This window comes from Streptomyces sp. NPDC051064, assembly GCF_044455985.1.
In the GTDB taxonomy this organism is placed as follows: Bacteria; Actinomycetota; Actinomycetes; order Streptomycetales; family Streptomycetaceae; genus Streptomyces.
Genome location: NZ_JBITFK010000003.1, coordinates 554,468 through 577,040, shown reverse-complemented (window position 1 = coordinate 577,040; position 22,573 = coordinate 554,468). Strand labels below are relative to the sequence as shown.

At 71.1% G+C, this 22,573-nt stretch carries 21 protein-coding genes; 7 read left to right on the top strand and 14 right to left on the bottom strand.

Going from position 1 to position 22,573, the window contains the following annotated elements; translation table 11 throughout:
* Positions 1 to 56: 56 nt before the first annotated feature.
* The 6 genes from ACIBCU_RS14395 to ACIBCU_RS14370 all read right to left on the bottom strand — a co-directional run bounded on the left by ACIBCU_RS14395 (position 57) and on the right by ACIBCU_RS14370 (position 8,137).
* On the bottom strand, positions 57 to 551 hold the full coding sequence (locus tag ACIBCU_RS14395; RefSeq protein WP_399231547.1) for a hypothetical protein: 495 nt from the start codon (positions 549 to 551) through the stop codon (positions 57 to 59).
* Complete coding sequence (locus ACIBCU_RS14390) at positions 548 to 3,034, bottom strand: molybdopterin oxidoreductase family protein (protein ID WP_399231545.1); 2,487 nt, start codon at positions 3,032 to 3,034, stop codon at positions 548 to 550. The genes ACIBCU_RS14395 and ACIBCU_RS14390 overlap by 4 nt, the downstream gene beginning before the upstream one ends.
* A 253-nt stretch (positions 3,035 to 3,287) precedes the next feature.
* Entirely contained in the window at positions 3,288 to 3,614 is a 327-nt protein-coding gene (locus tag ACIBCU_RS14385) for a plasmid stabilization protein (RefSeq protein WP_399231543.1), read from the bottom strand.
* Positions 3,615 to 4,071: 457 nt separating this feature from the next.
* The gene (locus ACIBCU_RS14380) at positions 4,072 to 5,889 is read right to left on the bottom strand and encodes a thiamine pyrophosphate-requiring protein (RefSeq protein WP_399231541.1); all 1,818 of its coding nucleotides are present in this window, start codon (positions 5,887 to 5,889) and stop codon (positions 4,072 to 4,074) included.
* A 200-nt stretch (positions 5,890 to 6,089) separates the two neighbouring features.
* A complete protein-coding gene (locus tag ACIBCU_RS14375; protein WP_399231539.1) occupies positions 6,090 to 7,391 on the bottom strand; it encodes a PP2C family protein-serine/threonine phosphatase in 1,302 nt (433 codons plus the stop codon).
* 65 nt (positions 7,392 to 7,456) lie between these two features.
* Positions 7,457 to 8,137 (bottom strand): type III effector protein, encoded by a 681-nt coding sequence (locus ACIBCU_RS14370; RefSeq protein ID WP_362933283.1) that lies wholly within the window; start codon positions 8,135 to 8,137, stop codon positions 7,457 to 7,459.
* Positions 8,138 to 8,263: 126 nt separating this feature from the next.
* Between ACIBCU_RS14370 and ACIBCU_RS14365 the strand changes: the two genes are divergently transcribed.
* Positions 8,264 to 8,698, top strand: a complete 435-nt coding sequence (locus tag ACIBCU_RS14365; RefSeq protein WP_362933280.1) for an Hsp20/alpha crystallin family protein — start codon at positions 8,264 to 8,266, stop codon at positions 8,696 to 8,698.
* Between the two features lie 217 nt (positions 8,699 to 8,915).
* Positions 8,916 to 9,350, top strand: a complete 435-nt coding sequence (locus ACIBCU_RS14360) for a DUF2267 domain-containing protein (protein ID WP_399231537.1) — start codon at positions 8,916 to 8,918, stop codon at positions 9,348 to 9,350.
* On the opposite strand, the gene ACIBCU_RS14355 is transcribed toward ACIBCU_RS14360, so the two are convergent.
* Genes ACIBCU_RS14355 through ACIBCU_RS14345 form a run of 3 tightly spaced genes read right to left on the bottom strand, consistent with a single transcriptional unit; the run spans position 9,334 to position 11,413 of the window.
* Entirely contained in the window at positions 9,334 to 10,209 is an 876-nt protein-coding gene (locus tag ACIBCU_RS14355; RefSeq protein WP_399231535.1) for a cytochrome c oxidase assembly protein, read from the bottom strand. The two genes, ACIBCU_RS14360 and ACIBCU_RS14355, sit on opposite strands and share 17 nt — an antisense overlap.
* Entirely contained in the window at positions 10,209 to 10,772 is a 564-nt protein-coding gene (locus ACIBCU_RS14350) for a DUF2243 domain-containing protein (protein ID WP_362933271.1), read from the bottom strand. Before ACIBCU_RS14350 ends, ACIBCU_RS14355 begins: the two co-directional genes overlap by 1 nt.
* Before the next feature lie 32 nt (positions 10,773 to 10,804).
* A complete protein-coding gene (locus tag ACIBCU_RS14345; protein ID WP_362933268.1) occupies positions 10,805 to 11,413 on the bottom strand; it encodes a DNA starvation/stationary phase protection protein in 609 nt (202 codons plus the stop codon).
* Positions 11,414 to 11,618: 205 nt separating this feature from the next.
* Here ACIBCU_RS14345 and ACIBCU_RS14340 point away from each other — a divergent pair, with 205 nt between their 5' ends.
* Complete coding sequence (locus ACIBCU_RS14340) at positions 11,619 to 11,861, top strand: cold shock domain-containing protein (RefSeq protein WP_362933265.1); 243 nt, start codon at positions 11,619 to 11,621, stop codon at positions 11,859 to 11,861.
* A gap of 17 nt (positions 11,862 to 11,878) precedes the next feature.
* On the opposite strand, the gene ACIBCU_RS14335 is transcribed toward ACIBCU_RS14340, so the two are convergent.
* Positions 11,879 to 12,757, bottom strand: a complete 879-nt coding sequence (locus ACIBCU_RS14335) for a Rieske 2Fe-2S domain-containing protein (protein ID WP_399231532.1) — start codon at positions 12,755 to 12,757, stop codon at positions 11,879 to 11,881.
* A 138-nt stretch (positions 12,758 to 12,895) separates the two neighbouring features.
* On the opposite strand from ACIBCU_RS14335, the gene ACIBCU_RS14330 reads away from it, so the two are divergent.
* On the top strand, positions 12,896 to 13,210 hold the full coding sequence (locus ACIBCU_RS14330; RefSeq protein ID WP_399231530.1) for a hypothetical protein: 315 nt from the start codon (positions 12,896 to 12,898) through the stop codon (positions 13,208 to 13,210).
* 44 nt (positions 13,211 to 13,254) lie between these two features.
* On the opposite strand, the gene ACIBCU_RS14325 is transcribed toward ACIBCU_RS14330, so the two are convergent.
* Positions 13,255 to 14,868 carry a family 20 glycosylhydrolase gene (locus ACIBCU_RS14325; RefSeq protein ID WP_399231528.1) on the bottom strand — a complete coding sequence of 538 codons (1,614 nt, stop codon included), beginning with the start codon at positions 14,866 to 14,868 and terminating at the stop codon, positions 13,255 to 13,257.
* Between the two features lie 189 nt (positions 14,869 to 15,057).
* On the opposite strand from ACIBCU_RS14325, the gene ACIBCU_RS14320 reads away from it, so the two are divergent.
* Together ACIBCU_RS14320 and ACIBCU_RS14315 are read left to right on the top strand one after the other, a co-directional pair.
* A complete protein-coding gene (locus tag ACIBCU_RS14320; protein WP_399231526.1) occupies positions 15,058 to 16,368 on the top strand; it encodes a glycoside hydrolase family 1 protein in 1,311 nt (436 codons plus the stop codon).
* A gap of 10 nt (positions 16,369 to 16,378) precedes the next feature.
* Positions 16,379 to 16,957 carry a TetR/AcrR family transcriptional regulator gene (locus ACIBCU_RS14315; protein ID WP_399231524.1) on the top strand — a complete coding sequence of 193 codons (579 nt, stop codon included), beginning with the start codon at positions 16,379 to 16,381 and terminating at the stop codon, positions 16,955 to 16,957.
* Positions 16,958 to 17,023: 66 nt separating this feature from the next.
* Here the strand turns inward: ACIBCU_RS14315 and ACIBCU_RS14310 are convergent, their stop codons facing one another.
* A complete protein-coding gene (locus tag ACIBCU_RS14310; protein WP_362933250.1) occupies positions 17,024 to 18,271 on the bottom strand; it encodes a serine hydrolase domain-containing protein in 1,248 nt (415 codons plus the stop codon).
* Between the two features lies 1 nt (position 18,272).
* Positions 18,273 to 20,570, bottom strand: a complete 2,298-nt coding sequence (locus ACIBCU_RS14305) for a glycoside hydrolase family 3 C-terminal domain-containing protein (protein ID WP_399231521.1) — start codon at positions 20,568 to 20,570, stop codon at positions 18,273 to 18,275.
* A gap of 292 nt (positions 20,571 to 20,862) precedes the next feature.
* Between ACIBCU_RS14305 and ACIBCU_RS14300 the strand changes: the two genes are divergently transcribed.
* The gene (locus ACIBCU_RS14300) at positions 20,863 to 21,789 is read left to right on the top strand and encodes an SGNH/GDSL hydrolase family protein (RefSeq protein ID WP_399231519.1); all 927 of its coding nucleotides are present in this window, start codon (positions 20,863 to 20,865) and stop codon (positions 21,787 to 21,789) included.
* Here the strand turns inward: ACIBCU_RS14300 and ACIBCU_RS14295 are convergent.
* Positions 21,779 to 22,441, bottom strand: a complete 663-nt coding sequence (locus tag ACIBCU_RS14295) for a TetR/AcrR family transcriptional regulator (RefSeq protein ID WP_399231517.1) — start codon at positions 22,439 to 22,441, stop codon at positions 21,779 to 21,781. The genes ACIBCU_RS14300 and ACIBCU_RS14295 overlap by 11 nt on opposite strands.
* Between the last annotated feature and the right edge of the window lie 132 nt (positions 22,442 to 22,573).

Genomic DNA, 22,573 nt, shown 5'->3' with positions numbered 1-22,573 from the left:
ATGCCGGAAGCCAGGTCGCCCCGTGTGGCTCCCGGGGTCACGGTCCGGCGCCGACGTCACAGACTGCTGAGCACCTGCGGCGACAGGGTTTTGATCATGGTGTTGGTCCAGTGCATCTGGCGCAGGGTCTGCGGGTGGCAGGATCCCGCGAGGGTGAGCGCGTCGGCGGCTTCGGTGGCCTGGGCCACCTGGGCGAGCATCTCCCAGTGCAGCGAGTTGTGCGTCGCGGCGAGATGCAGGTCGTGGAGATCGCCCAGGAGCAGCAAGCGAGGGTCGGACCCGCGGCTCCCTTGCTCCGGGGGGTTGTGCTGGAGTGCCCGGAACACGCCGGCCGACGAGCCGTTGTACGGTCCGTCGAGCTCTGCGCCACCGTAGCGGGCGGATGCTTCGGCGAGACGTTGCACGTGTTCGAGCGACCAGGCGGCGATATCGGTCGCCACATGGTGGACCTCATGGTCTGTGCGATGTCGGTCCGCCACGGCCATGAGCTCCGTCGCCATATGTTTTTCACCGCGGTGCAGGGTGCTCAGGGCGAGCTGGATCCCGGTCATCGGTCGCCTCCTGGCAGGTCCCAGGTGGTGTCCCGGGCCTGCGACGCCTGCGCGTCGGACCCTCCGACCGTGGGCCGGAGGCCCGCGGGGTCGGCGGGTGCGGACGCGGTGGTGGTGGGAGCGGGTGCCTGCGTCCCGTCGCCCCGTTCGACGAGGGCGAGAGCGGCGGCCGCCGTTTTGAACAGCGGTTGTTTGGAGACGGGGTCCCAGTCGGTGATGGTTGCCTCGTTCGCCGCCCGGCCTGCTGTGGTGGAGTTCGGACCCGAGCCCGCGGGCGTGTCCCAGTAGCCGTAATGGAACGGCACGAAAAGCAGTCCCGGCCGGAGTTGTGTGACACGCAGCCGGCCTCGGAGCGCGCCGCGCGGTGAGCGGACCTCGACCAGGTCGCCCTCCGCAAGTCCCTGTGCGCCGGCATCCGTGTCGCTGATCTCGACCCACACCTCAGGTGCCGCTTCGTTCAGCTGGGGTGCGCGGCCGGTTTTGGTCCGGGTGTGGAAGTGGTAGAGGGTGCGGCCGGTCGTCAGCTGGAACGGGTACTGCTCGCTCGGCTGCTCGTGCGCCGGAACATAGCCGGCGGCCTTGATCATCGCCCTGCCGTCCGGGTTGAGGGACCGATACGCCGCTTCGTCGTTCACTGCGCCCGTCACGAGGTCCTTGCCGTAGGTCTCGCACATGTCGGGGTCGGCCCAGCTGATGCCCTCGGTGTAGAGCCGCTCGGTACCCTCCGGCGCCTGCTGGTTGACCGGCCACTGGATTCCTCCCACGTCGCGCAGCTTCGCGTACGTGAGGCCGCTGTAGTCGCAGGGGCGGCCCTCACTGCACCGCTTCCAGGCTGCGAACGCCGATTCCGGGTCCTGCCAGGAGATCAGAGGCCCGCCGTCCTTGTCGCGGAGATCCATGCGTGCGGCGTAGTCCAGGAAGATGTCGAGGTCCGGCCGGGCCTCGCCCGGCGGGTCCACGGCTTTGGCGGTCAGATGTACGGTGCGGTCGGCGTTGGTGAACGTGCCGGTCTTCTCGCCCCAGGTGGCAGCAGGCAGCACGACATCGGCGAACTGGGCCGTCTCGGTGAGGAACAGGTCCTGCACGACGACGAACAAGCTCTCCTGGGCGAGGATCGAGCGTACGCGTGCGAGTTCGGGCAGCGATACGGCCGGGTTCGTGCCACTGATCCACAGCATGCGGATCGAGCCCTGTTCGGCATAGCGGAACATCTGCATGGCGTGGGTAGGAGGCGCGTAGTGCGGGATGGTGCTCGGCGCCACGTTCCAGACCTCGGCCAGCTCTGCCACGTGTGCGTCGTTCTGCCAGTTACGGAAGCCCGGCAGGTCACCGTTGGCTCCGCACTCACGGGTGTTCTGCGCGGTGGGCTGCCCGTTCATCTGCAGCACGCCGGCCCCCTCCCGTCCCAGCATGCCCCGGATGAGATGCAGATTGTTGACCTGGACCGCGGCCGCCGTCGCCTGATGGGACTGGTAGAAACCCTGCAGCACGGTGGAGAGCAGCCGGTCGGCGGTTCCGAGGAGTTCGGCTGCCTCGCGGATCCGCGAGACCGGGACGTCACAGATGCTTGCTGCCCACCCCGGGGTGCAGTCCTTGACGCCGGCGCAGAGTTCCTCGTAGCCGACCGTGTTCGCCTCGATGTACGCGTGATCGACGCGGTCGTTCCGGATGATCTCGTGCAGCAGCGCGTTGAGCAGAGCGACGTTGGTGCCGAGGCGCGGGGCAAGGTGAACGGCCGCCCTCCGGGCCACCTGGGTGGGACGCGGGTCCACACACAGCAACCGCGGGGGCTCGGAACCTTCCAGGCGATCGAGGATCCTCATCCACTGCACGGGCTGGGTCTCGGCGATGTTGTGACCGAAGAGGGCGATCACATCGGCGTGGTCGATGTCGTCGTAGCTGCCGGGCTGTCCGTCACACCCGAAGGACTCCTTGAGGGCTTCCGCGGCGGTCGAGGTGCACAACCGGGTGTTGCCGTCGAGATGGTTGGTACCGATGCCTGCCCTGGCAAGGACCGCCAGGGTGTAGTACTCCTCGAGGAACAGCTGGCCCGAAGTGTAGAAGCCGAGAGATCCTGGGCCGCGCTCGTCCAGCAGTTCGTGCGAGCGGGTGACGATGCGGCTCATGGCGGTGCCCCAGTCGCTCTCCACCAACCGCCCGTTCTCACGCACCAGGGGCCGGGTCAGCCGGTCGGGGGAGGCGTTGGCCTGCCAGCCGAACAGATCCTTGGGGCCGAGCCTGCCGCGGTTGACCCGGTCGGTGGCTCGTCCCCGTACACCGACCATGCGGCCGTCCATGACGGCGATGTCCATCGCATCGCCGTCCGAGTGGAGGATCGAGGCGGCTTGCACCCACTCCTGCACCATTGCGGGCTCCACGCCCTCGGAGAGGAAGGTGTCCACCCGGGCGGACCAGCTCTTGTGCCGTCCGTGGGGGACCCGGCTGCCCCAGGGATCACCGATCCGGTCGAGCGAGGATTCCATCGTCGCCTCCTGACAGTCGCTCGGAGCCCGGGTACCCGAGCGACAGACTCCGATGTCAGCCGCCCTGGACACACCTTTGGCGTCGCCTCCTGACGGAGCGGTCCGGGCCCAGTGCCGGGGGCATTGTCAGTCGGTGGTCTCGCGATCACCGGAGCCGGGCTCGGTCACATTCCGGTGTGCCTCGGATTCGGCTGGACCAGGGAGCCCCTTGCGCCGGCGGGCCGACCGTGGCGCGAGGTCCTGAGGTGCGCTCTCAGCGGCCCAGTGCCTTGCTCAACTGCTCCTTGGTCATCGAGGAGCGGCCTTCGATGTTCTTCTTCTTGGCTTCCTCGTAGAGCTGGTCCTTGGTCGGTCCTCCGGGGCCGCTGTGCGAACGCTGACCGCCGCGCTGAGAGGCTGATTTCGGGTCCCTCTTGGACGCCTTGCTCGCCGACTCCGACTCTCCCGAGCGGGCCCGTTCCTTGTTGACCGTACGGGCGGCGATCTCCTTCGCCCGCTTCTCGGAGGTTCCGCGCTTCTCGGCACCTTCCTTGATGTGCTCGTACTGGCGCTCACGCTTGGGACTGGATCCTGCGGGCATGGCACCCTCCTTCTCTCGAGCGAGCCGACAAGCGTCCACGACTTGCGGCAGATGAACGGCTACCCCCATCACACGCGCAAAACCCGGCGCTCGCGATCCGAGCGCACCCCGCCCGGCGGGACACCGGCGGGACGGTCCGCGGCCCGCGAGGCCGGTGTGCCGCTCGCCGAGTACCCCGTCCGGCTGTGGCACTGGGCGCGCCCGGAGGACCCTCGGGTGCCCTGGGACCAGGCGGCGTGACTCACCCTGCCCGCCGGGATCCAGGCCCGTGAGCGGCACGTTGTGGAAGCCTTCGCCTCGCAGATCCGGGCGCTGGGGCCGGGTGCGGAGGAGGCGGCGGTCCTGCCGCCGGAGGAGCTCGCTCACCATCTGCGTCCTCGCGAGGTGGTGTTCCTGTGAGTACCCCGGCCGGACTTTCCGGCCTGGATGAGCGGGACTGCCCCGGCCGGCGCCGACGTCACCCCCCGGTCTGCGTGCCCGGGGCGTCGTCGCGGTGGCGATGTCCGGGGAGCATTTCCTGCACCTTGGCCTTGAGCCCCTGCTTGATCAAGCCGCCGCGGTCACTGTCTCCCTTGACGATGGAGGAGACGACCGCCTCGGCCTGTTCCCGGGTGGCGTGCGGGGGAATGGGCGGTACGGCAGGGTCGGTACGGAAGTCGATCACGAAGGGACGGTCGGAGCCGAGTGCCTCCCTCCATGCCGCCTCCACCTGGTCCGGCTTCTCCACGCGGACGCCACCGAGACCGATGGACCGGGCGAAGTCGGCGTAGGGCACGTCGGGGAGCGCTTGGGAGGGCAGGAACTGGGGGGCGCCGGACATGGCGCGCATCTCCCAGGTGACCTGGTTGAGGTCCTGGTTGTTCAGTACGGCGACGATCAGCCGCGGGTCCTGCCACTCCTGCCAGTACTTGGCGGCGGTGATGAGTTCGGCCATGCCGTTCATCTGCATGGCGCCGTCGCCGACGATCGCGATGGCCGGGCGCCCGGGGTGGGCGAACTTGGCGCCGATGACGTACGGCACGCCAGGTCCCATCGTGGCGAGCGTGCCGGACAGGGAGCCGCGCATCGTCCCGCGGATGCGCAGATGGCGCGCGTACCAGTTGGCGGCCGAGCCGGAGTCGGCCGCCAGGATCACGTCGTCGGGCAGCAGCGCATCAAGGGTGTGTACGACGTACTCGGGATTGACGGGGTCCGCCTCGACGGCGGCTCGCCGCTCCATGACGTCCCACCAGCGGGCGGTGTCCTTCTCGATCTTCTTGCGCCAGGCGCCGTGCTTCTTACGCTTCAGCCGCGGCAGCAGTGCCTTGAGGGTTTCCTTGGCATCCCCGACGAGGTTGACCTCGAACGGGTACCGCATTCCGACGTTGTGGGGGTCGATGTCGATCTGGACGGCGCGGGCCTGGCCGAACTCCGGCAGGAACTGGCTGTAGGGGAAGCTGGAACCGACCATGAGGAGTGTGTCGCAGTCCTGCATCAGCTCGTAGGAGGGCCGGGTGCCGAGCAGGCCGATCGCTCCGGTGACGTAGGGCAGGTCGTCAGGCAGAGCGTCCTTACCGAGGAGCGCTTTGGCGACACCGGCCCCGAGGACGTCGGCGAGTTCCTGCACCTCGGCCCGGGCGCCTCGCGCGCCCTGGCCGATGAGGAGGGCGACCTTCTCGCCGGCGTTCAGGACTTCCGCTGCGCGGGTGAGCTCCGCGTCGGCCGGGACCGGCGCGTACGAGGGCATGCCGAGACTGGACGGCACCATCTTGAACGCGTGGGTGGGCGGGGAGTAGTCGAGGTCCTGGACATCGGCCGGGATGATCACGGCCGTCACCGTCCGCCTGCTGCAGGCGGTGCGCATCGCCCGGTCGAGGACGTTGGGCAGCTGTTCGGGAACCGTCACCATCTCGCAGAACTCGGAGGCGACGTCCTTGTACAGGCTCAGCAGGTCGACCTCCTGCTGGTAGGAGCTGCCCATGGCGCTGCGGTTGGTCTGCCCGACGATCGCCACGACGGGGACGTGGTCCAGTTTCGCGTCGTACAGGCCGTTGAGCAGGTGGATCGCGCCGGGCCCCGAGGTCGCGGCACACACGCCGACCTTGCCGGAGAACTTGGCGTAGCCGACGGCTTCGAACGCGGCCATCTCCTCGTGCCGGGCCTGAACGAACTCCGGCTTGTTCTCGGCGCGGCCCCACGCCGACAGGAGCCCGTTGATGCCATCGCCCGCGTAGGCGAACACATGGTCGACCTCCCACTCGCGCAGGCGGTGCAGGACGTAGTCGGAGACCTTCATCTGACGTTCCTCTCATGTGCTGGTGTTGCAGGCGGTCACGAGCAGGGAGCGACGGCGCCGGGAGTGATCCGTACCACCGCCTGCCCGCACGTGAGGCATACCTGGTGCCCGCCGAGGCGGTTGCCAGACACTGAACAGGGCTGACGAAACGCCCCCGGGGGGAAGGGCGAGCCGACGGCGACTGTCAGTTGTCCCCGTCCTCAGCGGGCTGTGGGCTGTTGGGCCCAGGCGGAGGCGATCGTCTCCGGGGTGGAGGAGCGGGGCAGACCCGTCAGCGCCTGCAGCTGCGCCGGCTGGTACGGGGTCGGGCCGTGCCACTCCAGGAGCATCACGGTGGCGTCGTCGTCGAGGCGGCCGAGGTGGTACGCCAGGTGGTGCCCGATCAGACGGCGCAGGGTTTCGGGGACGGGGAGGCCGTCGGCGTGGTGGCGGATGAGGAAGTCGGTCAGGCCGTCCAGGCCGAATTCCTGCCCTTCCCGGTCGCGCGCCTCCGTGATGCCGTCGGTGTAGAGCACCAGGCGGTCCCCGGGTTCCAGTTGGTCGCTGCGCAGGGTGCCGGGCATGCCCAGGCCGGTCCCCAGGGGAGGAACGGGCGGGCAGGACAGGTGCACGACGGTACGGTGGCCGCGGATGACGACCGGTGGGTGGTGGCCGTAGTTCGTCCAGGTCAGCACGCCGGTGGTGAGGTGCAGGTCGGCCAGGATGCTCGTGGCGTAGCGGCTGCCCGCGAACTGTTCGGTGAGGGTCTCGCCGACGCCTTCGGCCGTCTCGAGTAGACCGGCGCCCTGGCGGCGGTGGTTACGGGCCGCCGCGAGGGCGAGGTTGGCGGTCAAGCCGGCGGCGGTGTCGTGCCCCATGGCGTCGAAGACCGACAGATGCACGGTCTCGCCGGTCAGGGCGTAGTCGAAGGCATCTCCGCTCACCTGGTAGGCCGGCTCCATGACCGCACTGATCAGGGCACGGTCGGTGGCGAAGGTCCGTGGCGGCATCAGCTGCCACTCCATCTCCGCAGCGACCCTCATCCGCCGGCGGCGGACCAACCGGGAGTAGGAATCGCTCGTTCCACGCTTGCTCTCCAGCAGGAGGGCCACGAGCCCGGCGAGCCTGTTCAGATCTTCGTCCGCCTCGACCTGGGAGCCCGGCACGCCGACCCGTAGCACGCCCAGACGCTCGGCGCCGTCCAGCAGCGGGACCCACCACTGCCCCCTGGAGGAGGCCGAGGCCGGAAACACCTTCCCCAGCTGGAAGGCCCGCCCTGCCACCGTCCCGTCAACGGACAGCTCAGCCGGAACATCGGCATCGCCGGGGCCGACGTCAACGTTGCCGGCCAGGAGATACAGCCGTTCCTGTTGCAGATCGGCCAGATAGATCCGCACCTGAGGCCAGCCCGCCCCGGCAGCGTGCGACGCCACCGTGCCGGGCAGCTGCTCCAGAGTCATCAGATGACTCGCAGCGATCAGATCCCCCAGCATGTGTGCACGCGTCGCTTCCACGCTGTTCATCACCGGACACCATAGGTCCGCGAAAGGAGGGCAGGTCCCCGCGACACCGGATGCGGAGGAAAAAGCTACCGAGCCCGCTCCTCGGTGCCGGGTCGGAGTGAGGTCCGCTTGTCGTCGCTGTCCTGGCGGAGTCGGTCGGTGTGACGGGTGACGGTGTCGATGCGGGCGGCCAGGTCGGGGTGGTCGGCTGTCAGGTGCCGGCGGGTATCGGTCAGCGGAACGATGAGGTTGACCACGTCGTTGTCGGCGAGGGCGGCGGCGAGCCGGGCGGTCGAGGTGCCGGGGAGGTCGGTCAGGGCGGTGATCTGGCCGGCGAGCTGCCGCAGGTCGGCGGCATTCTCCCGAGCCCACGTGGTGACGGTGCGGTCGGCGGCGCGGTGGTCGCGGGTGGCTTGCACACGTTGTTCGCCGGTGGTGCCGGGAGCTCCGGGACGCACGCGCAAGTAGCGGCGTTCGGCCGCCTGGCGGCTGGCGACCCCGAGAGGGTGAGCGAGGTCGGCCCAGCTGGTACCCGCAGCGCGGGCCGCTTCGATCAGCCCCGGCTCCCATCCGGCCAGCTGTTCGCGCAGTTCGCGCAGGAGAAGCAGCGCAGCCACAGCCTGCTGGGAATCCGCCTGCTCGCCCTCTGCCGGGTGCGGTCCGGGTGCTGGTGTCCGCGCGGCCTGAACGGCCTCATCGATGGCGTTCAGCGCTGCTGCGGCCGCGGCGAAGGATGTCGGCTCGCCACCCGAGGGGGATGGGTTCATGAAAGCTCCTTACTGCTGTCATCCGAAGGATGACAGCAAGGTTGTCATCCTTTGGATGACATGCTACAACGGTGTCAGACGAAGCGCATTGGCAGTTTCTGCCTGACCAGTGGAGGTGTTTTCGCAGTGTTGATGCGCACTGACCCGTTCCGCGAACTCGACCGTCTCGCCCAGCAGCTCACGGGCGTTTCCGGCACCTGGTCCAAGCCGTCGGCGATGCCGATGGACGCCTGTCGCGAGGGCGAGGAGTACGTGATCGCCCTCGACCTGCCCGGTGTCGCAAAGGACGCGATCGATATCGACGTCGAACGGAACATGCTCACCGTCAAGGCTGAGCGCCGTCCCGTCACCACTGGCGAGGACGTGCAGATGGAGCTCTCCGAGCGGCCGCTGGGTGTCTTCTCCCGGCAGCTGGTCCTGGCTGACACCCTGGACACGGAGCGCATCAGGGCCGACTACGACGCGGGGGTGCTGACCCTGCGGATCCCGATCGCCGAGCGGGCCAAGCCCCGCAAGATCGTCATCGGCGGAAAGTCCGACCACAGGCAGCTCGGCACCTGAACGCACCCGTGCCACCCGCCCGCAGGAAAGCTGAGCGCGGGAGGCGCGGCTCCGCAGGCCGCTCCTCGGTGCTCGGCACCCTGTGCGGCGGGTGAGCCTCAGGTCAAGCCTGTCGTCGGCCACCCGACGTCGCTGAGCAGCTACTCAACCGCAGCGCGGCTGCCGGTCCTCGCCCGGTCACAGCGGCAGCCGCCCCGTCCAGAAAGGCATTCCACCGATGCGCTTCCTGCATGAACCGATCCGTGCCACAGCGGGCATGACGTTCGATCAGATGCTGGAACGGATCAGGTACGAGGGCGCGTACCCCACGCGCGAACGAGCCGAGGCCGTCACCCATGCCGTGCTGTCCGGACTCGGCCGGCAGCTGACCGGGGCCGAACGCGCCGACCTCGCCGCCCGCCTGCCCGACGAAGCCGCCCTCCCCCTCACCGCACAGATCCCCGACCCCGAACCGCTCACCGGCTGGGGATTCGTGAAGGACCTCGCAGCTCGCACAGGCGGCACCCCCGCCACCGCGCGGTGGGACACCGGAGCCGTCCTCACCACGGTCGGCCATCTCGCAGGCTCCGGTCTCCTCGACCGCATCCTCGCCCAACTCCCTTCCGGATACGCGCTGCTGTTCGGGCGTGCAGAGCTCATCCAGGCCGCATGAACGGCTTCAGCAAGAGGCGGCCAAGGGCAGGGAGGCTCTGGTGCACGGCGACCGTCCGTGCGCCGCGACGGGGTGAAGGCCGCCAGGTTGCGACAAGGGCACCTGCCAACAGCAGTTCGGCGATGTCGCCGCCGTAATACATGAGCTCCGCCCCACCCTGCACCTGGCTGACGGGCGCGCGCACGTCGATCAGGAACCCCCCGTACATCAGCTGGGAGAGCGTCGCGTGCGCCGCGACGGCGACGCCGAGCGCCACCAGGCGGGCCGGCACGCCCGGTCGGCCAGGGGCAGGGTCCGGGCCGGCGATGGCGTGGGCGAACAGGCACCCGGACAACAGGAAATGGGCGAGCACCAGCCGGTGCAGCCCTGGTGCGTCCATCGTCGCGTTGTACACGGGCGTGGAATAGAGCACCGCGAGAGTCCCGGTGCTCAGCACCAGGGCGGAGACCGGGTGGGTCGCCACGCGCACCGGTCGGCGGTGCAGGAGGCCGGTCGGACGCCGGGCCCGCGCGGCGGGCAGAGTCCGCAGCAGGAGAGTCACCGGCGCTCCGAGGACCAGGGCGAGCGGCGCGTACATGCCGATGAGCAGGTGCTGTGCCATGTGCCCGCGGAAGTCCTGGTGGGCGAACGTGGACACGGGCGGGAGCAGCGCCGCACCGAGCAGTGCGCATCCGGTCAGGAAGCCGGCCGTCCGCCACCGGCTCCACCTCCGCACGGGATTGCGTCCGTGCGCCCGGTGAACGAGGAGGAGGTAGGCGCCGGCGAGCAGAAGCACAGCGGTGAGGGGCAGAAGAACCTCCCACACCTCACTGCTGCCACCGCGGCCGTGGTCATGCGTGGGGTGCGCGTCGCCGCCCATCAGACGCGCTGCCCGGAACTCCCGGGAGGCTCGGGTGCGTCCGGGGCGAAGGGCTTGCCGCCGCGCCGCACGAGATGGCCGACGACGAGAAGGAGGGCGCCCAGGAGCAGAAAGCCCATGTCCCACCAGATCCGGTGGGGGCCGCCGTGGACGTGATGGATGCCGAGGATCTGGTGGTCCAGGAGCCCCTCGACGATGTTGAACAGGCCCCACCCCGCGAGGACCCAGCCCCACAGCACACGTGAGGTCCACACCCGGCGCCGGTTGTGCGTGACGCGGTTGTAGAGGATGCCCAGGCCGAGCAGGACCGCCACCCAGCAGATCGCGTGGAAGACGCCGTCCCACACGGTGTTCATCTCCAGCCCTGACACCGTGTTCGGTGAGTAGTACTTCACCCCGATCCGGTCGTCGTTCGTACCGGTCAGCATGTGGTGCCACTGGAGCAGTTGGTGCAGCAGAATGCCGTCGACGAACCCGCCCAGTCCCACGCCCAGCACGATCGCCGGCAACCGGATGCTCCTGGGTGCGATACCCGGTGGCGTCTCACGTGTACGGGTGGCCATGATCGGTCTCCTCCGCGGCAGGGAGCCCGTCGTCAGGCTTTGGACTTGCCGGCCCGGCCGGCCGGCCGCTTCGTGGCCGTCCTGCGGGCAGGGGACGCGGCCTTGGCGGCCTGCTGCTCGGTCGCGGCACCGGCCGTGGAGAGAGAGCCGCCGGTGCTTTCCAGGTGAGCCCGGACGAACCACTGGAACTGCTCCAGGGAACGGAGGTGCTCGATGAGGAGGTCCTCGGTGACCGGATCGATCGAACCGGCCTTGGACGCTGCCGCTCGGTGATCCTTGATGACGCCGGTGTACACGAGGTCCAGGGCGCCGAGGTGCGCGAGCGCGTCGGCGCGGCCGATGCTGTAGTCCTCCCAGGTACGCCCGGCCACCAGGGCGCCGGGGGTGCCCTGCGGTTCACCGCCGAGCGTGGAGATGCGCTCCGCCGTGTCGTCGGCCATGACCCTCGCGGCGGCTGTCTGGGGGTCGAGCATTTCGTGGACGGCGATGAAGTGAGGACCCACCACGTTCCAGTGGATGTGCTTCAGGGTGAGCGCCAGATCGTTGAGGGCGTGCAGGCGCGTGCTCAGGAGCGAGATGAGCTGCTTGCCCTCCTTGGTGCTGAGGCCGGGGACGGTGTAGCCAGGGGTGGAAACTGCCATGACTTCTCCCTCTATGGTGATTTACGCATTTCCCACTGCCCTTTCCCGCCTGATCATTAACCGAGGGGCAGTGGTCCGCGCCGCAATGCACCTGCGGGGGTGACGCCCGTCTGCCCACTTGTCTGGTCACTGCTCCGGGGGCGGGAGACGCTGTCGCCATGTCCGCGGGGTGTGTTACCCGACTGCGTCGGCCACGAGCCTTAATGTGAAGGGGATTTTCCCCTTCCTTGCGTCGGAGGCAAGTGTGTTCAACGGGACAGTGCAGGCATTCAGTAGTGAAAAAGGTTATGGCTACATTCTGCCCAGTGCGGGTGGACCGGAGATCATCGTCCACTTCTCCGCCATCATGGAAGGCACCTGCACGGAGCTCGCGGCGGGCCAATCCGTCTGCTTCGACGTCGTCCAGGGGCAGCGCGGACCTCAGGCCGAGCGAGTGCAGATCCGGTAGCTGTGGTGACCGCGAGGTCAGCTGCCGCTCATCAGCCGGACTTCCACGCGAGTGCCGACAACCCGCGTCTCGAAGGCCGGCTGGGGCGCGGTGGCGGGCCCGCCCACGTTCCAGCCGTCGGCCAGCCGGAAGACACTGCCGTGCCAAGGGCACCGCACACAGCCGTCGCTGACGGTGCCTTCGGACAGCGGGCCTCCCATGTGACTGCACGTATCGGCGAGCACGTGCACCTCGTTGCCGCTCTCGCGGACGACCACGACGGGCACTCCGTCGACATGGCGTCGGACCGGCCGGCCGACCTCGAAGTCGGACACGGCGCCGACCTCGTGCCACCCGGCGCCCACCGTGTTCGCGACCGATTCCGCGTGGTTGGCCCCCGACGCCTGCCGGTACGCCAAGTGGCCGCCGAGTGCGCTGCCGACACCGACCACCGACAGTCCCGCGAGCCCGAGAGCCTTCCCCAGACCGGAGCGCCCGCGGAGGCGAGCGACCAGCGACCCGCCGTACAAGGCCACGGCCGTGCCGTTCACGGCTGCGTGAACGAGCCCTACACGCTTCTGCCGCGGCCCCTGCTCCGCCCAGTCGACCCAGCCCGTCACGGCCGCCGGCGCGGCAGCCGCGATCCCCACGCCGATCAGGACACCCGCTGCGCGTCCCTGCCCGGGAAGGCAGTCGAGCACCGCAGCGGAGAACCAGGTGCCGATCGGCACCTCCACCAGTACCGGGTGGACGGGGTGGCCCAGCCAGCGTCCGTGCAGCACGTCCCGCCAGGAGCCCAGGGGAAGTGCCCGGACGCGGTTGCTCAGCAGTCCGACCGCCGAGTCGAGCGCGGAGGCTCGCTCCAGCCGGTCCATGCCCCGGAGGACGCGGCCGGGGCCGAGCGGTGACGGCAGCATGCGGCGCACCGCCCGGCGCGCAGTGTCACCGGTACGACCGCGGTCATCGATTCGAGAAGTCTCGTCCATACAAGGCGGGTAACCGTTCGCCGACGCCGAAAACGGTCCTGCTGCTTTGTCCCTCCGAAGGGGGAGGCTGTGTGGAGGCCACACGTCGCGCGGTACATCGTCGTGAACGGCCGGCGCCGGCGGGCGACGGGCCCGGAGATTCCCGAGAAGGTCGCCGCCGGTCCGCGCCGTCACCTCATGGCGGCCCGGCGTGCGGTGGCAGCCGCGCGCCGGAACGAGGACACGGCGGCCGAGGCGGTGGCGCGAAGCCGGGTGCACACGGCGAAGGTGGCGCTCGGCGAACGCGGCACGCCGTGGTGGGAACAGCCCGGCACCGAGCGGCGCCTGCGCTGGGAAGCCGGGGCCGCCGAGCTCGACGCGGGCCGGTCGGAGGAGGCACCTTGAGGCGTCGGGACGGGCGGGGTGCGAAGGACGCGGCAGGGCGACCGCTAAGGGCGCACGCCGTGCGAGTTCGACTCGGCCCAGGGGATCTCCGTCGAGGCGAGGTAGGTGAGCTCGCGCTGCTGCCAGAGACGCGCGTGGCGGGCGACCCGGACGCGGTGGTCGTCCCAGCCGGGTGCCCTCCCGGTCCACGCGGCCGCCGCGACGGACGGCAGGCGCGGCAGCAGCAGGACGGTGACGTCGTCGAGCCCTTCGACCGACTCGCCGAAGACGGTCGCCTCGACGCCGGCGACGTGGTCGTCGGGGACCGCGTGGGAGGCGGGGTCCCAGGCGGCCGTGTGCCGGACGCCGAGGGGCCGGTAGGCGGGGAATCCGACGCGTGCCGCGGTCGCGGCCTGGGCGGGCGGGACCACCTCGGGGGCGTACGCCCGGTCCAGGTAGAGGTGGGACTGCGGGGACAGGAGTACGCGGCCGCCGCCTTCGAGGATGCGGGAGAGATCGTGGTCGCTGGGGGCGAAGAACCGCTTGAGTGCCGCGATCAGCTCGGGGGTGTGGCCCGCCGCGAGGAGTTCCGGGCGGCCGGCGAGCTCCTCCGGGGTGTCCGGCAGATCCATCATCGGCACGTCCACCCAGAACTGCGCGATGTCGTCCGGGCCGATCCCGGCGCGTGAGGACTCCTGCCAGGCCAGTGGACGCTTCCCCGACTCACGTACCAGCGAGCGCAGTTCACGGACCGAGTGCGCGAAGCTGTCCGGGGTCGCCCCGAACGCCTCGTCGCCGCCCACGTGTACGAACGGGCCGTCGGTCAGGCGGCACACGTCGGCGAGGACCGACGCCACGGCCTTCCGGGTGCCCGGGTCGGCGAGGTCGAGCGGTGGGACGTACGGGAAGCGTCCTTTCAGGCCCTCGGGCGCCGGTGCGTCCGGAAGTCCGGGCAGCGCCTCGCGCAGGGTGGCGCAGTGGCCGGGCAGGTCGATCTCCGGGACGACCGTCACGAAGCGTTCGGCGGCGTACTGCTGGAGGGCGCGGCAGTCCTCGGCGGTGTAGAAGTCGCGCGGGGCGCCGTCCGGCCCGGCCGCGGTGAGTCCGGGGGTGCCGGGGATCTTGAGGCGCCAGCCCTCGTTGTCCGTGAGGTGCAGGTGCAGCACGTTGAGCTTGTAGAGCGCCGCCAGATCGATGACGCGGCGCACCTCTCCGGGGGTGAGGTGGTGGCGTGCCGGGTCGATCAGGAGGCCGCGCCAGGCGAAGCGGGGAGCGTCGCTCAGTTCCTGGCAGGGGATGGGGCCGGTGGAGGTGGCGATGAGCTGGAGGGCGGTGGCCGCTGCCCGGAACACGCCGGTGGGGGTGGCCGCCAGGCAGGTGATGCCGGACCCGGTGACGGTGAGGCGGTAGGACTCGTCGACGGGTTCGGCGGCCCCACAGGGGGCGACGCCCACCGTCCGGCCCTGCGGCCCGAGTGCCTCGTCGAGGGCGAGCGTCAGGGTGGCCGCCGCGGTGTCCGTGCGGTTGCCCAGGTGGGGTTCGAGCAGCGTCCGTACGGTCCCGGCCATCGCGGTCAGGCGGTCGTCCGCCGCGTGGATCCGCCACGGACCCGTGGCGTGCGGACCCGGGCCGGGGGCGGCCGCGTCCTGCCGCTCGGGCTGGGGAATGACGGCGTTCATGGTCTCCTCCACCGGCTGCTCTCTGCGGATGCGCTGACCGGGCTCCTGCGGTGGGGCGCTGAGGCCGTTGCCTCTTCCTGCAGGCCAGGTGCGCCTGTACGCTAACACGAAAACCGATCAATGAACGCTTTTCACGGGGCGGGGGCCGGCTCACGCGGTCCTCCGCCCCGCTGCGGAAGGAGCTCCTCTATGACGCCCCCGACCGGGCCAGGACTCGCACTCCCGGATGGCTTCCTGCTGGGCGCCTCCACCTCCGCCCACCAGGTCGAGGGGAACAACGTGTCCAGCGACTGGTGGGCCATCGAGAACCGGCCCGGCACCTTCGTCGCCGAGCGCAGCGGAGACGCGGCCGACAGCTTGCACCGCTGGCCCGAGGACATGGACCTGCTCAGCGAACTCGGCTTCAACGCCTACCGGTTCAGCATCGAGTGGGCCCGTGTCGAGCCCGAGCGCGGACAGGTGTCGCGGGCTGCCGTCGCGCACTACCGCGCCATGGTGCGCGGAGCACTGGAGCGCGGGCTGACGCCGGTGGTGACCCTGCACCACTTCACCTCCCCGCGGTGGTTCAGCACCCTCGGCGGCTGGGCCTCGCCCGACTCGGCGGACCTGTTCGCCTCGTACGCGCGCGTCGCCGCGGAGATCCTCCTGCCGGGCGTCCGGCACGTCGCCACCATCAACGAACCGAACATGATCGCGCTGATGCACACCCTGATCCGCGGTGCCGGCCTCGCGGCGGACGACGGCACCGGGCGGTCGGCGGGCGGTGAGCCGACCGGTGCCGAGCTCGACCTCGGTTCCGCGGAGCCGGACGCCTCCGTCGCGCAGGCACTGATCCGCGCCCACCGGGCCGCCACCGCCGTCCTGAAGGCCGCCGACCCGACGCTCCAGGTGGGGTGGACGGTCGCCAACCAGGCCTACCAGGCCGAACCCGGCGCGGAGGAGGCCATGGCGGCGTACGCCCGGCCACGGGAGGACATCTACCTGGAGGCCGCCCGCGAGGACGACTGGATCGGAGTCCAGGCCTACACCCGGCACCGGATCGGGAAGGACGGCCCGCTGCCCGTCCCGCAGGGGGCTCCCACCACACTCACCGGCTGGGAGGTCTACCCCGAGGCGCTGGGGGAGGCCGTACGGCACACCGCGGACGTCGTCGGGCCGCACGTCCCGGTCATGGTCACGGAGAACGGCATCGCCACGGCCGACGACGAGCAGCGCATCGCGTACACCACGGGGGCCCTGGCGAGCCTGGCCTCGGCCATGCGCGACGGGATCGACGTCCGCGGCTATCTGCACTGGAGCGCCCTGGACAACTACGAATGGGGCTCCTACCGGCCGACGTTCGGACTGATCGCGGTCGATGCGCAGACCTTCGCGCGTACGCCCAAGCCGTCCGCCGGATGGCTCGGCTCGCTCGCCCGGGCCGGCCGCATCCCGGAGGGGCCCGGCGCGCCCGACGGGCTCCCGGCGGCCGGGCCCGCCCGTGTCCGCAGTGCCGGTTAGGCTGCTGGGCATGGCGAAACGGGGCCCGTACGAAAAGGGCGAGGCGAAGCGCACCGAGATCCTGCAGGCGGCTCTGGAGATCTTCGCCACCGAGGGATACCGGGGCACTTCGCTGCGCAAGGTGGCGGCCAAGTGCAGCCTCAGCCTGCCCGGTCTGATGCACTACTTCAGCTCCAAGGAGGATCTGCTCACGCAGGTCCTCCGGATGCGCGACGAGACCGCCCGGGTGCGGCAGGATGAGCGCACCAGCCCGGAGAGCTACCGCGAGATCATCCGGGAGGGGGCGAAGACCCCGGGTCTGGTGGAGCTGTTCGTCTCCATGGCGGCGGCGGCCGGCGACCCCGAGCACCCGGCGCACGCGCACTTCGCGGAGCGTTATCCGGTCCTGCGTGAGCGGGTCGCCGGTTACGTCCAGGCGCGGATGGACGAGGGGCGGATGACGACGGAGATCCCCGCCGACCGGCTGGCGGTGCTGCTGCTCGCGGTGGCCGACGGTATCCAGCTCCAGTGGCTCATCGACCGTACGACGGACATGGAGCAGCCCATCGACGACATCATGCGGTTGCTCGCGCTCGACGCGAAGGGCTGAGAGGAGCGTGGGTACCGGCGGTGCCGCCGGTACCCACGCTGCCCCTCGCGGAGGCCTGCGCCGGTGTCAGGCCGGGGCGGAGAGTCCCGCCGCTTCCTTGACAGCCGTCGTCCAAGGCACCCAGCGCGGGTCGGGGCCGGCCGACGGCTCCCAGGTCATCGCCGTGCAGACGTAGCCGACCGCGAGTCCGCTCTCCGGGTGGGCCATGCCGAGGCGGCCGCCCGCGCCGGCGTGCCCGAAGGAGCCGGTTCCCAGCAGGGGCTCGCCGGGGCGGGGCAGTTCGAAGCCGAGCCCGAAGCGGGAGCGGTCGGGGCCGTCGAACCGGTGCAGCGGCGCGGGCTGGGGCAGATGGTCGGTGTGCGGAGTGCGCGCAAGGTCCAGGGTCCGGGGTGACAGCAGCCGTATGCCGTCGACACGGCCTATGAGTGCCGCGTACAGCCGGGAGAGGGATCGGGCGTTCCCGATGCCGCCGGCGGCCGGTATCCCGGCGGCCCGCCCCTCCCTGCGGCCCAACGCCTCGATCACACCGGCCACTTCGGCGGCCGAGGCCCGTAGCGAGGTGCCGAGCGGGTGGTCCGGCGCCAGGCCGAGCCCTCCGACAGCCGCCGCGATCCGCTCCGCTGTGGGCGGCGGTCCGGTGGACTGAGGTATGAACCGGTGTTCCTCCCGCTGCGGCAGGCCGATCCACAGATCCAGGCCCAGCGGCCCGGCCACCTCGTCGGCGAACAGCCGGCCGACGCTCCGTCCCGCCACCCGGCGGACGACCTCTCCGACCAGATGCCCGTAGGTCAGCGCGTGGTAGAGGAACGCCGACCCCGGCTGCCATACGGGCCGCATCGCCGCGAGCGCGCGTGTCCGCGCCGCGGCGTCGAGCAGGCCGGGCACGGGTGTCCCCCCGGGGTCGGCTGTGAACGCGGGCAGGCCCGCCCGGTGGGCCAGCAGGTCGGCGACCGTGGTCTCCGCCTTGCCCGAGGAGGCGAACTCCGGCCAGGAGCGGGCGACCGGTGCCTCCAGGTCCAGGACGCCGCGCTCGCTGAGGAGATGGGCGCAGACGGCGACCAGGGCTTTGGAGACCGACATCAGGACGCCGACGGAGTCCGGGCCGAACGGCCGGGGGCCCGGGGCCCCCGTGCCTGGGCCCCCTGCGCCGGTGGCCGCCGCCCCCGTGGACCACAGGTCCACGACCAGCCGGCCGTGGTGGTGCACGGCAAGCTGGGCGTGACCGGGATCCTGCGTCTGGCCCTGTGCGAAGGCCTCCCGTACCGCCTCCCAGCCCGGCCGCACGCTTCCGTCCACCGTCGGGTGTCCTGTCATCTCACGCGTCCCCCGCGGGTGTGCCGGCCGCGGCCAGGGCCGTCAGCTCCGCCACCCCTTCGGGGCCCACGGGGCTCTGCGGGAACTCGGCGACCACCTCCAGGGGCATACCGGCGAGGAACTGGGCCATCGTCGGGTTCTCCATGGCGCCGGCGGCTGCTCCCGCCGCTGCCCGGGCTGCCATGAACCTCTCCATTAGCAGAGGGCCCCCGACCGGGTGGTTCAGCCACTCCGCGATCGTGCTGCGGCCGCTCAGCGCGACGCCCGACGGATCGCCCTCCACGCTGATCACCGCCGACCCGCGGATGTCCCGGGAGGACGAGCCGGCCTCGATGCCGTAGTCGCCGCCCTCGACCCGCCAGCCGGACTCGCGTGCGCTGTAGTAGGCGAGTTCACCGCGCGGAATCCCCACGGCGACCTCACGGCTCTCACCGGGGCCCAGGGTCACGGACACGAAGCCGCGCAGCTCCCTCGGGGGGCGGGCGACCGTGGACCCGGCCGGTCCGCTGCTGTAGATCTGGACCACTTCGCGTCCGGGGCGCCGGCCCGTGTTGGTGACGGTGACGTGCACGGAGAAGGCGTCACCGTCCCGTTCGACCCGCAGGCCGGAGTACGCGAAGGACGTGTACGAGAGGCCGTGGCCGAAGGGGAAGGCGACCTCGCGTGCCGCGGCGTCGTAGCCCCGGTACCCGACGAAGACGCCGTCGCCGTAGCGGACATGTCCTTCCTCCCCCGGGAAGGAGAGGTGGCTCGGTGAGTCCTCCAGGCGCAGCGGGACGGTCTCGGCCAGCTTGCCCGACGGGTTGACGGTGCCGAAGAGCACCCGGGCCAGCGAGCCGCCGCCCGCCTGCCCCAACAGCCAGCCCTCGACCAGGGCGGGAACGGTGTCGTGCCAGGGAGCGGTGCGCACCACGCCGCCGTTGGAGAGCACGGCCACCACGCGCGGGTTCGCCGCGACCAGGCGTTCCAGCAGCAGGAGTTGGTCCTCCGGCAGGCCGATGTGGCCACGGTCGAACCCTTCGGACTCGTCGGCGGCCGACAGGCCCAGGAAGACGACGACGGTGTCGCAGGCGGTCGCCAGACGCACGGCCTCGTCAGCCAGGGCCCCGGCCGTCTCCGCCGCCTCGCCGCCGGGGACCGGATAGCCGGGGACGAAGTCCACGCGGGCACCGTCGGCGAGTTCACGCAGCTTGTCCAGGGGTGCGTCGAGCCGGGTCGGGGTGACCTGGGAGCTGCCCGCGCCCTGGTAGCGCGGCGTGCGTGCCAGCTCGCCGATGACCGCCACGCTGCCGCTCGACGGGTCGAGCGGCAGGACGTCGTGCTCGTTCTTGAGGAGGACGACGCACCGGTCGGCGGCCTCCCCGGCGAGGCGGTGGTGCTCGTCGGCCGACATCCGGGGGCCGGTCCGGACGCCCTCGTCGGCCCGCCGGGCGAAGTGGGCCAGCCGCTCCACGGAGGTGTCCAGCACCGACTCGTCGAGTTCTCCCGCCGTCACCGCCGCGACGACTTCCGCGTCGGTGCGGCCGTGCGTGCCCGGCATCTGGAGGTCGAGTCCGGCGCGGAGTGCGGCGACCCGGTCGCGTACGGCGCCCCAGTCGGACATGACGATGCCGTCGAAACCCCACTCGGTACGCAGGATGCCGGTGAGCAGCCGGGAGTTCTCGGACAGGAGCGTGCCGTTGACCGCGTTGTAGGAGCACATGACGGACCAGGGGCGGTCGCGGCGGACGATGCGTTCGAAGGCCCGCAGATAGATCTCGCGCAGCGGGCGCTCGTCGATGTCCGCGCTGACGCGCATGCGGTCGGTCTCCTGGTTGTTCGCCGCGTAGTGCTTGAGTGCAGCGCCGACGCCCGACTCCTGGAGCCCCCGGACCATCGCGCCGCCCATCTCGGCCGTGAGCAGCGGGTCCTCGGAGAAGTACTCGAAATTCCGCCCGCACAGCGGGGACCGCTTGATGTTGATGCCCGGCCCGAGCAGGACACGGATCCCGTGCGAGGCCGCCTCGTCGGCGAGCGCACCCGCCACGCGGTGGGCGAGCTCCGGGTCCCAACTGCTGCCCAGCGCCACGGCGGGCGGGTAGCAGGTGGCCGGGGCGGCGCTGTGCAGATCGATCTGGCCCCCGTCGCCGCTCTCCTTCGGGAGCCGCAGTCCGTGCGGGCCGTCGGACATGGTGACGGCGGGAATCCCCGCCTCCGGCGCGGCCGTCGTGACGAAGTCACCGGCGCCACTGGTCAGGGACGCCTTCTCGGTGAGGGAGAGCCGCGGAGCGGCCGGGGGAGGAGGAGGCTGCTGGGTCATGCGGCACCTAACGGGTCGGGGCGGGAGGAGCGGCTGGGCGACGGCCGGCCGGGCGGTGCCCGGTCCCGGGCGATCTGAAAACCGTAAATTGATCGGTTTTGGACGTCAAGAGGTCGCGCCGCACGCCAGCCGTACGGCGGACATGTGGTGCGCGAGCCTCTGCGCGACCCCTTGACGGTTAGAAACCGTTCAACGTACGGTTTTCGCGCTCGAGCCGCGCCGCTCCGGGACAGTGCAGTGCACAGCGTCCTGAGGCCGCGCCTCTTTTCCCCGAACGAAACGAGGAACGGTCATGCCCCCTGCCAGTCAGCCCTCTTCACCGGCCCGACTCTCCGGCCGCGCCCGCCGGGCGGTGCGCGTCCCGCTCGCCGCCGTCACCGTCATGGCCGCGCTGGCCGCCTCCGCGGGAGCCGCCTCCGCCGGCCCCGCGGAACGCCCGGGCGTGAGCGGCAAGGAGGCCGTCCGGTACGTCGCGCTGGGCGACTCCTTCAGCTCCGGGCCGGGCGTGCCCGACCAGACCGACGCGACCTGCGGCCGCTCGTCCAGGAACTACCCGTCCCTGATCGCGGCGGAGCTCGGCGCCGCCTCGTTCACCGACGCCACCTGCGCCGGGGCCGACACGAGCCATATGACGAACCCGCAGGCGACGGCGGGTCCCCAGCTCGACGCCCTGCGGCCCGACACGACCCTGGTCACCCTCGGCATCGGCGGCAACGACCTCGACCTGGTCGGCATCCTCACGCGCTGCGTCATCCTCGGCCAACTGGCCCCGTACGGCGCTCCCTGCAAGAGCAGCTACACACTGCTCGGCACCGACGAGATCGGCTCCCGCATCGCCACCACGGCCCCGAAGGTCGCGGCGGTGCTGGCGGAGATTCACGGCAGGTCACCGAACGCCAGGGTGCTGGTGGTCGGCTATCCCGCGATCTTCCCCGACGACGGGACGGCCTGCCGTCCCACGGTGTCCCTCGCGACCGGCGACTTCCCCTGGGTCAGGGACAAGGAGAAGCAGCTCAACTCGATGCTCGCGCAGCAGGCGGGGGCGCAGCGGGACGTGTACGTCGACGCGTACGCGCCCTCCGTCGGGCACGACGCGTGCAAGCCGGCCGGAGTCCGCTGGATCGAGCCCGAGGACACGGCGGAGGCGGCCGGGTTCCACCCCAACGCCGCCGGGCACAGAAGCACGGCCGATGCCGCACTCGCGACGCTCACGCGCTGACGGGGGTGTCCCTCCCCGCGCCGCCGTCGTCGGGGTCGAGCCCGAGCCGGGCCAGGAACGCGCGTACCAGCGCCTCCATCGGCACGGCCTCGGGCTCCAGCAGCCACTGGGTCTGCAGGCCGTCCATCAGGGCGAGCAACTGGACGGCCACCACGCCGGGTTCCACGTCGGCGGGCGAACCGCTCTCGGCCTGCAGAGCCCCGACGAGTCCGGTCAGCTCCGCCCTGACGACGCGGTAGCGCTCCCTGAAGTAGTGGTGCGCGGGATGGCCGGGGTCGGTCGCCTCGGCGGACAGCTTCGTGTAGAGCGCGACCATGCCGTGCGTCCGGCTGTTGCGCACCACCAGGTCGACCAGGCCACGCAACCGGTCGGACGCCTGCGCCGGTGTCCCCGGCCGGACGATGTCGGGGAAGACGGTCTGCGCGTCCGTACGGTCCCGCTGCGCCAGCACCTCGAGGAGCATGGCCTCCTTGCCGGGGAAGTGGTGGAGCAGCCCGGCGTGGGTCATCCCGGCGTGCGCGGCGATGTCGCGCAGCGAGACCGCGTTGAAGCCGGTGCGGGAGAAGAGCTCCGTCGCCGAGTCGAGGATGCGGGCGCGGGTGCGCTCGCCCTTCGTCAGGCGCTGCGGGACATCCTCGGGTCGGTCATTCAACTCGGCGGCCTCCTGCCGTCGTGGGGCAGCCGTCCGCCCTGCCGCTCGCAGGGCCGGCGTCGAGGGTGGTCCGCCGCGACTGTCCTGACCTGCGGGTTCGTCATGCTCCCCCGGAATTTACCAGGCGAGCGA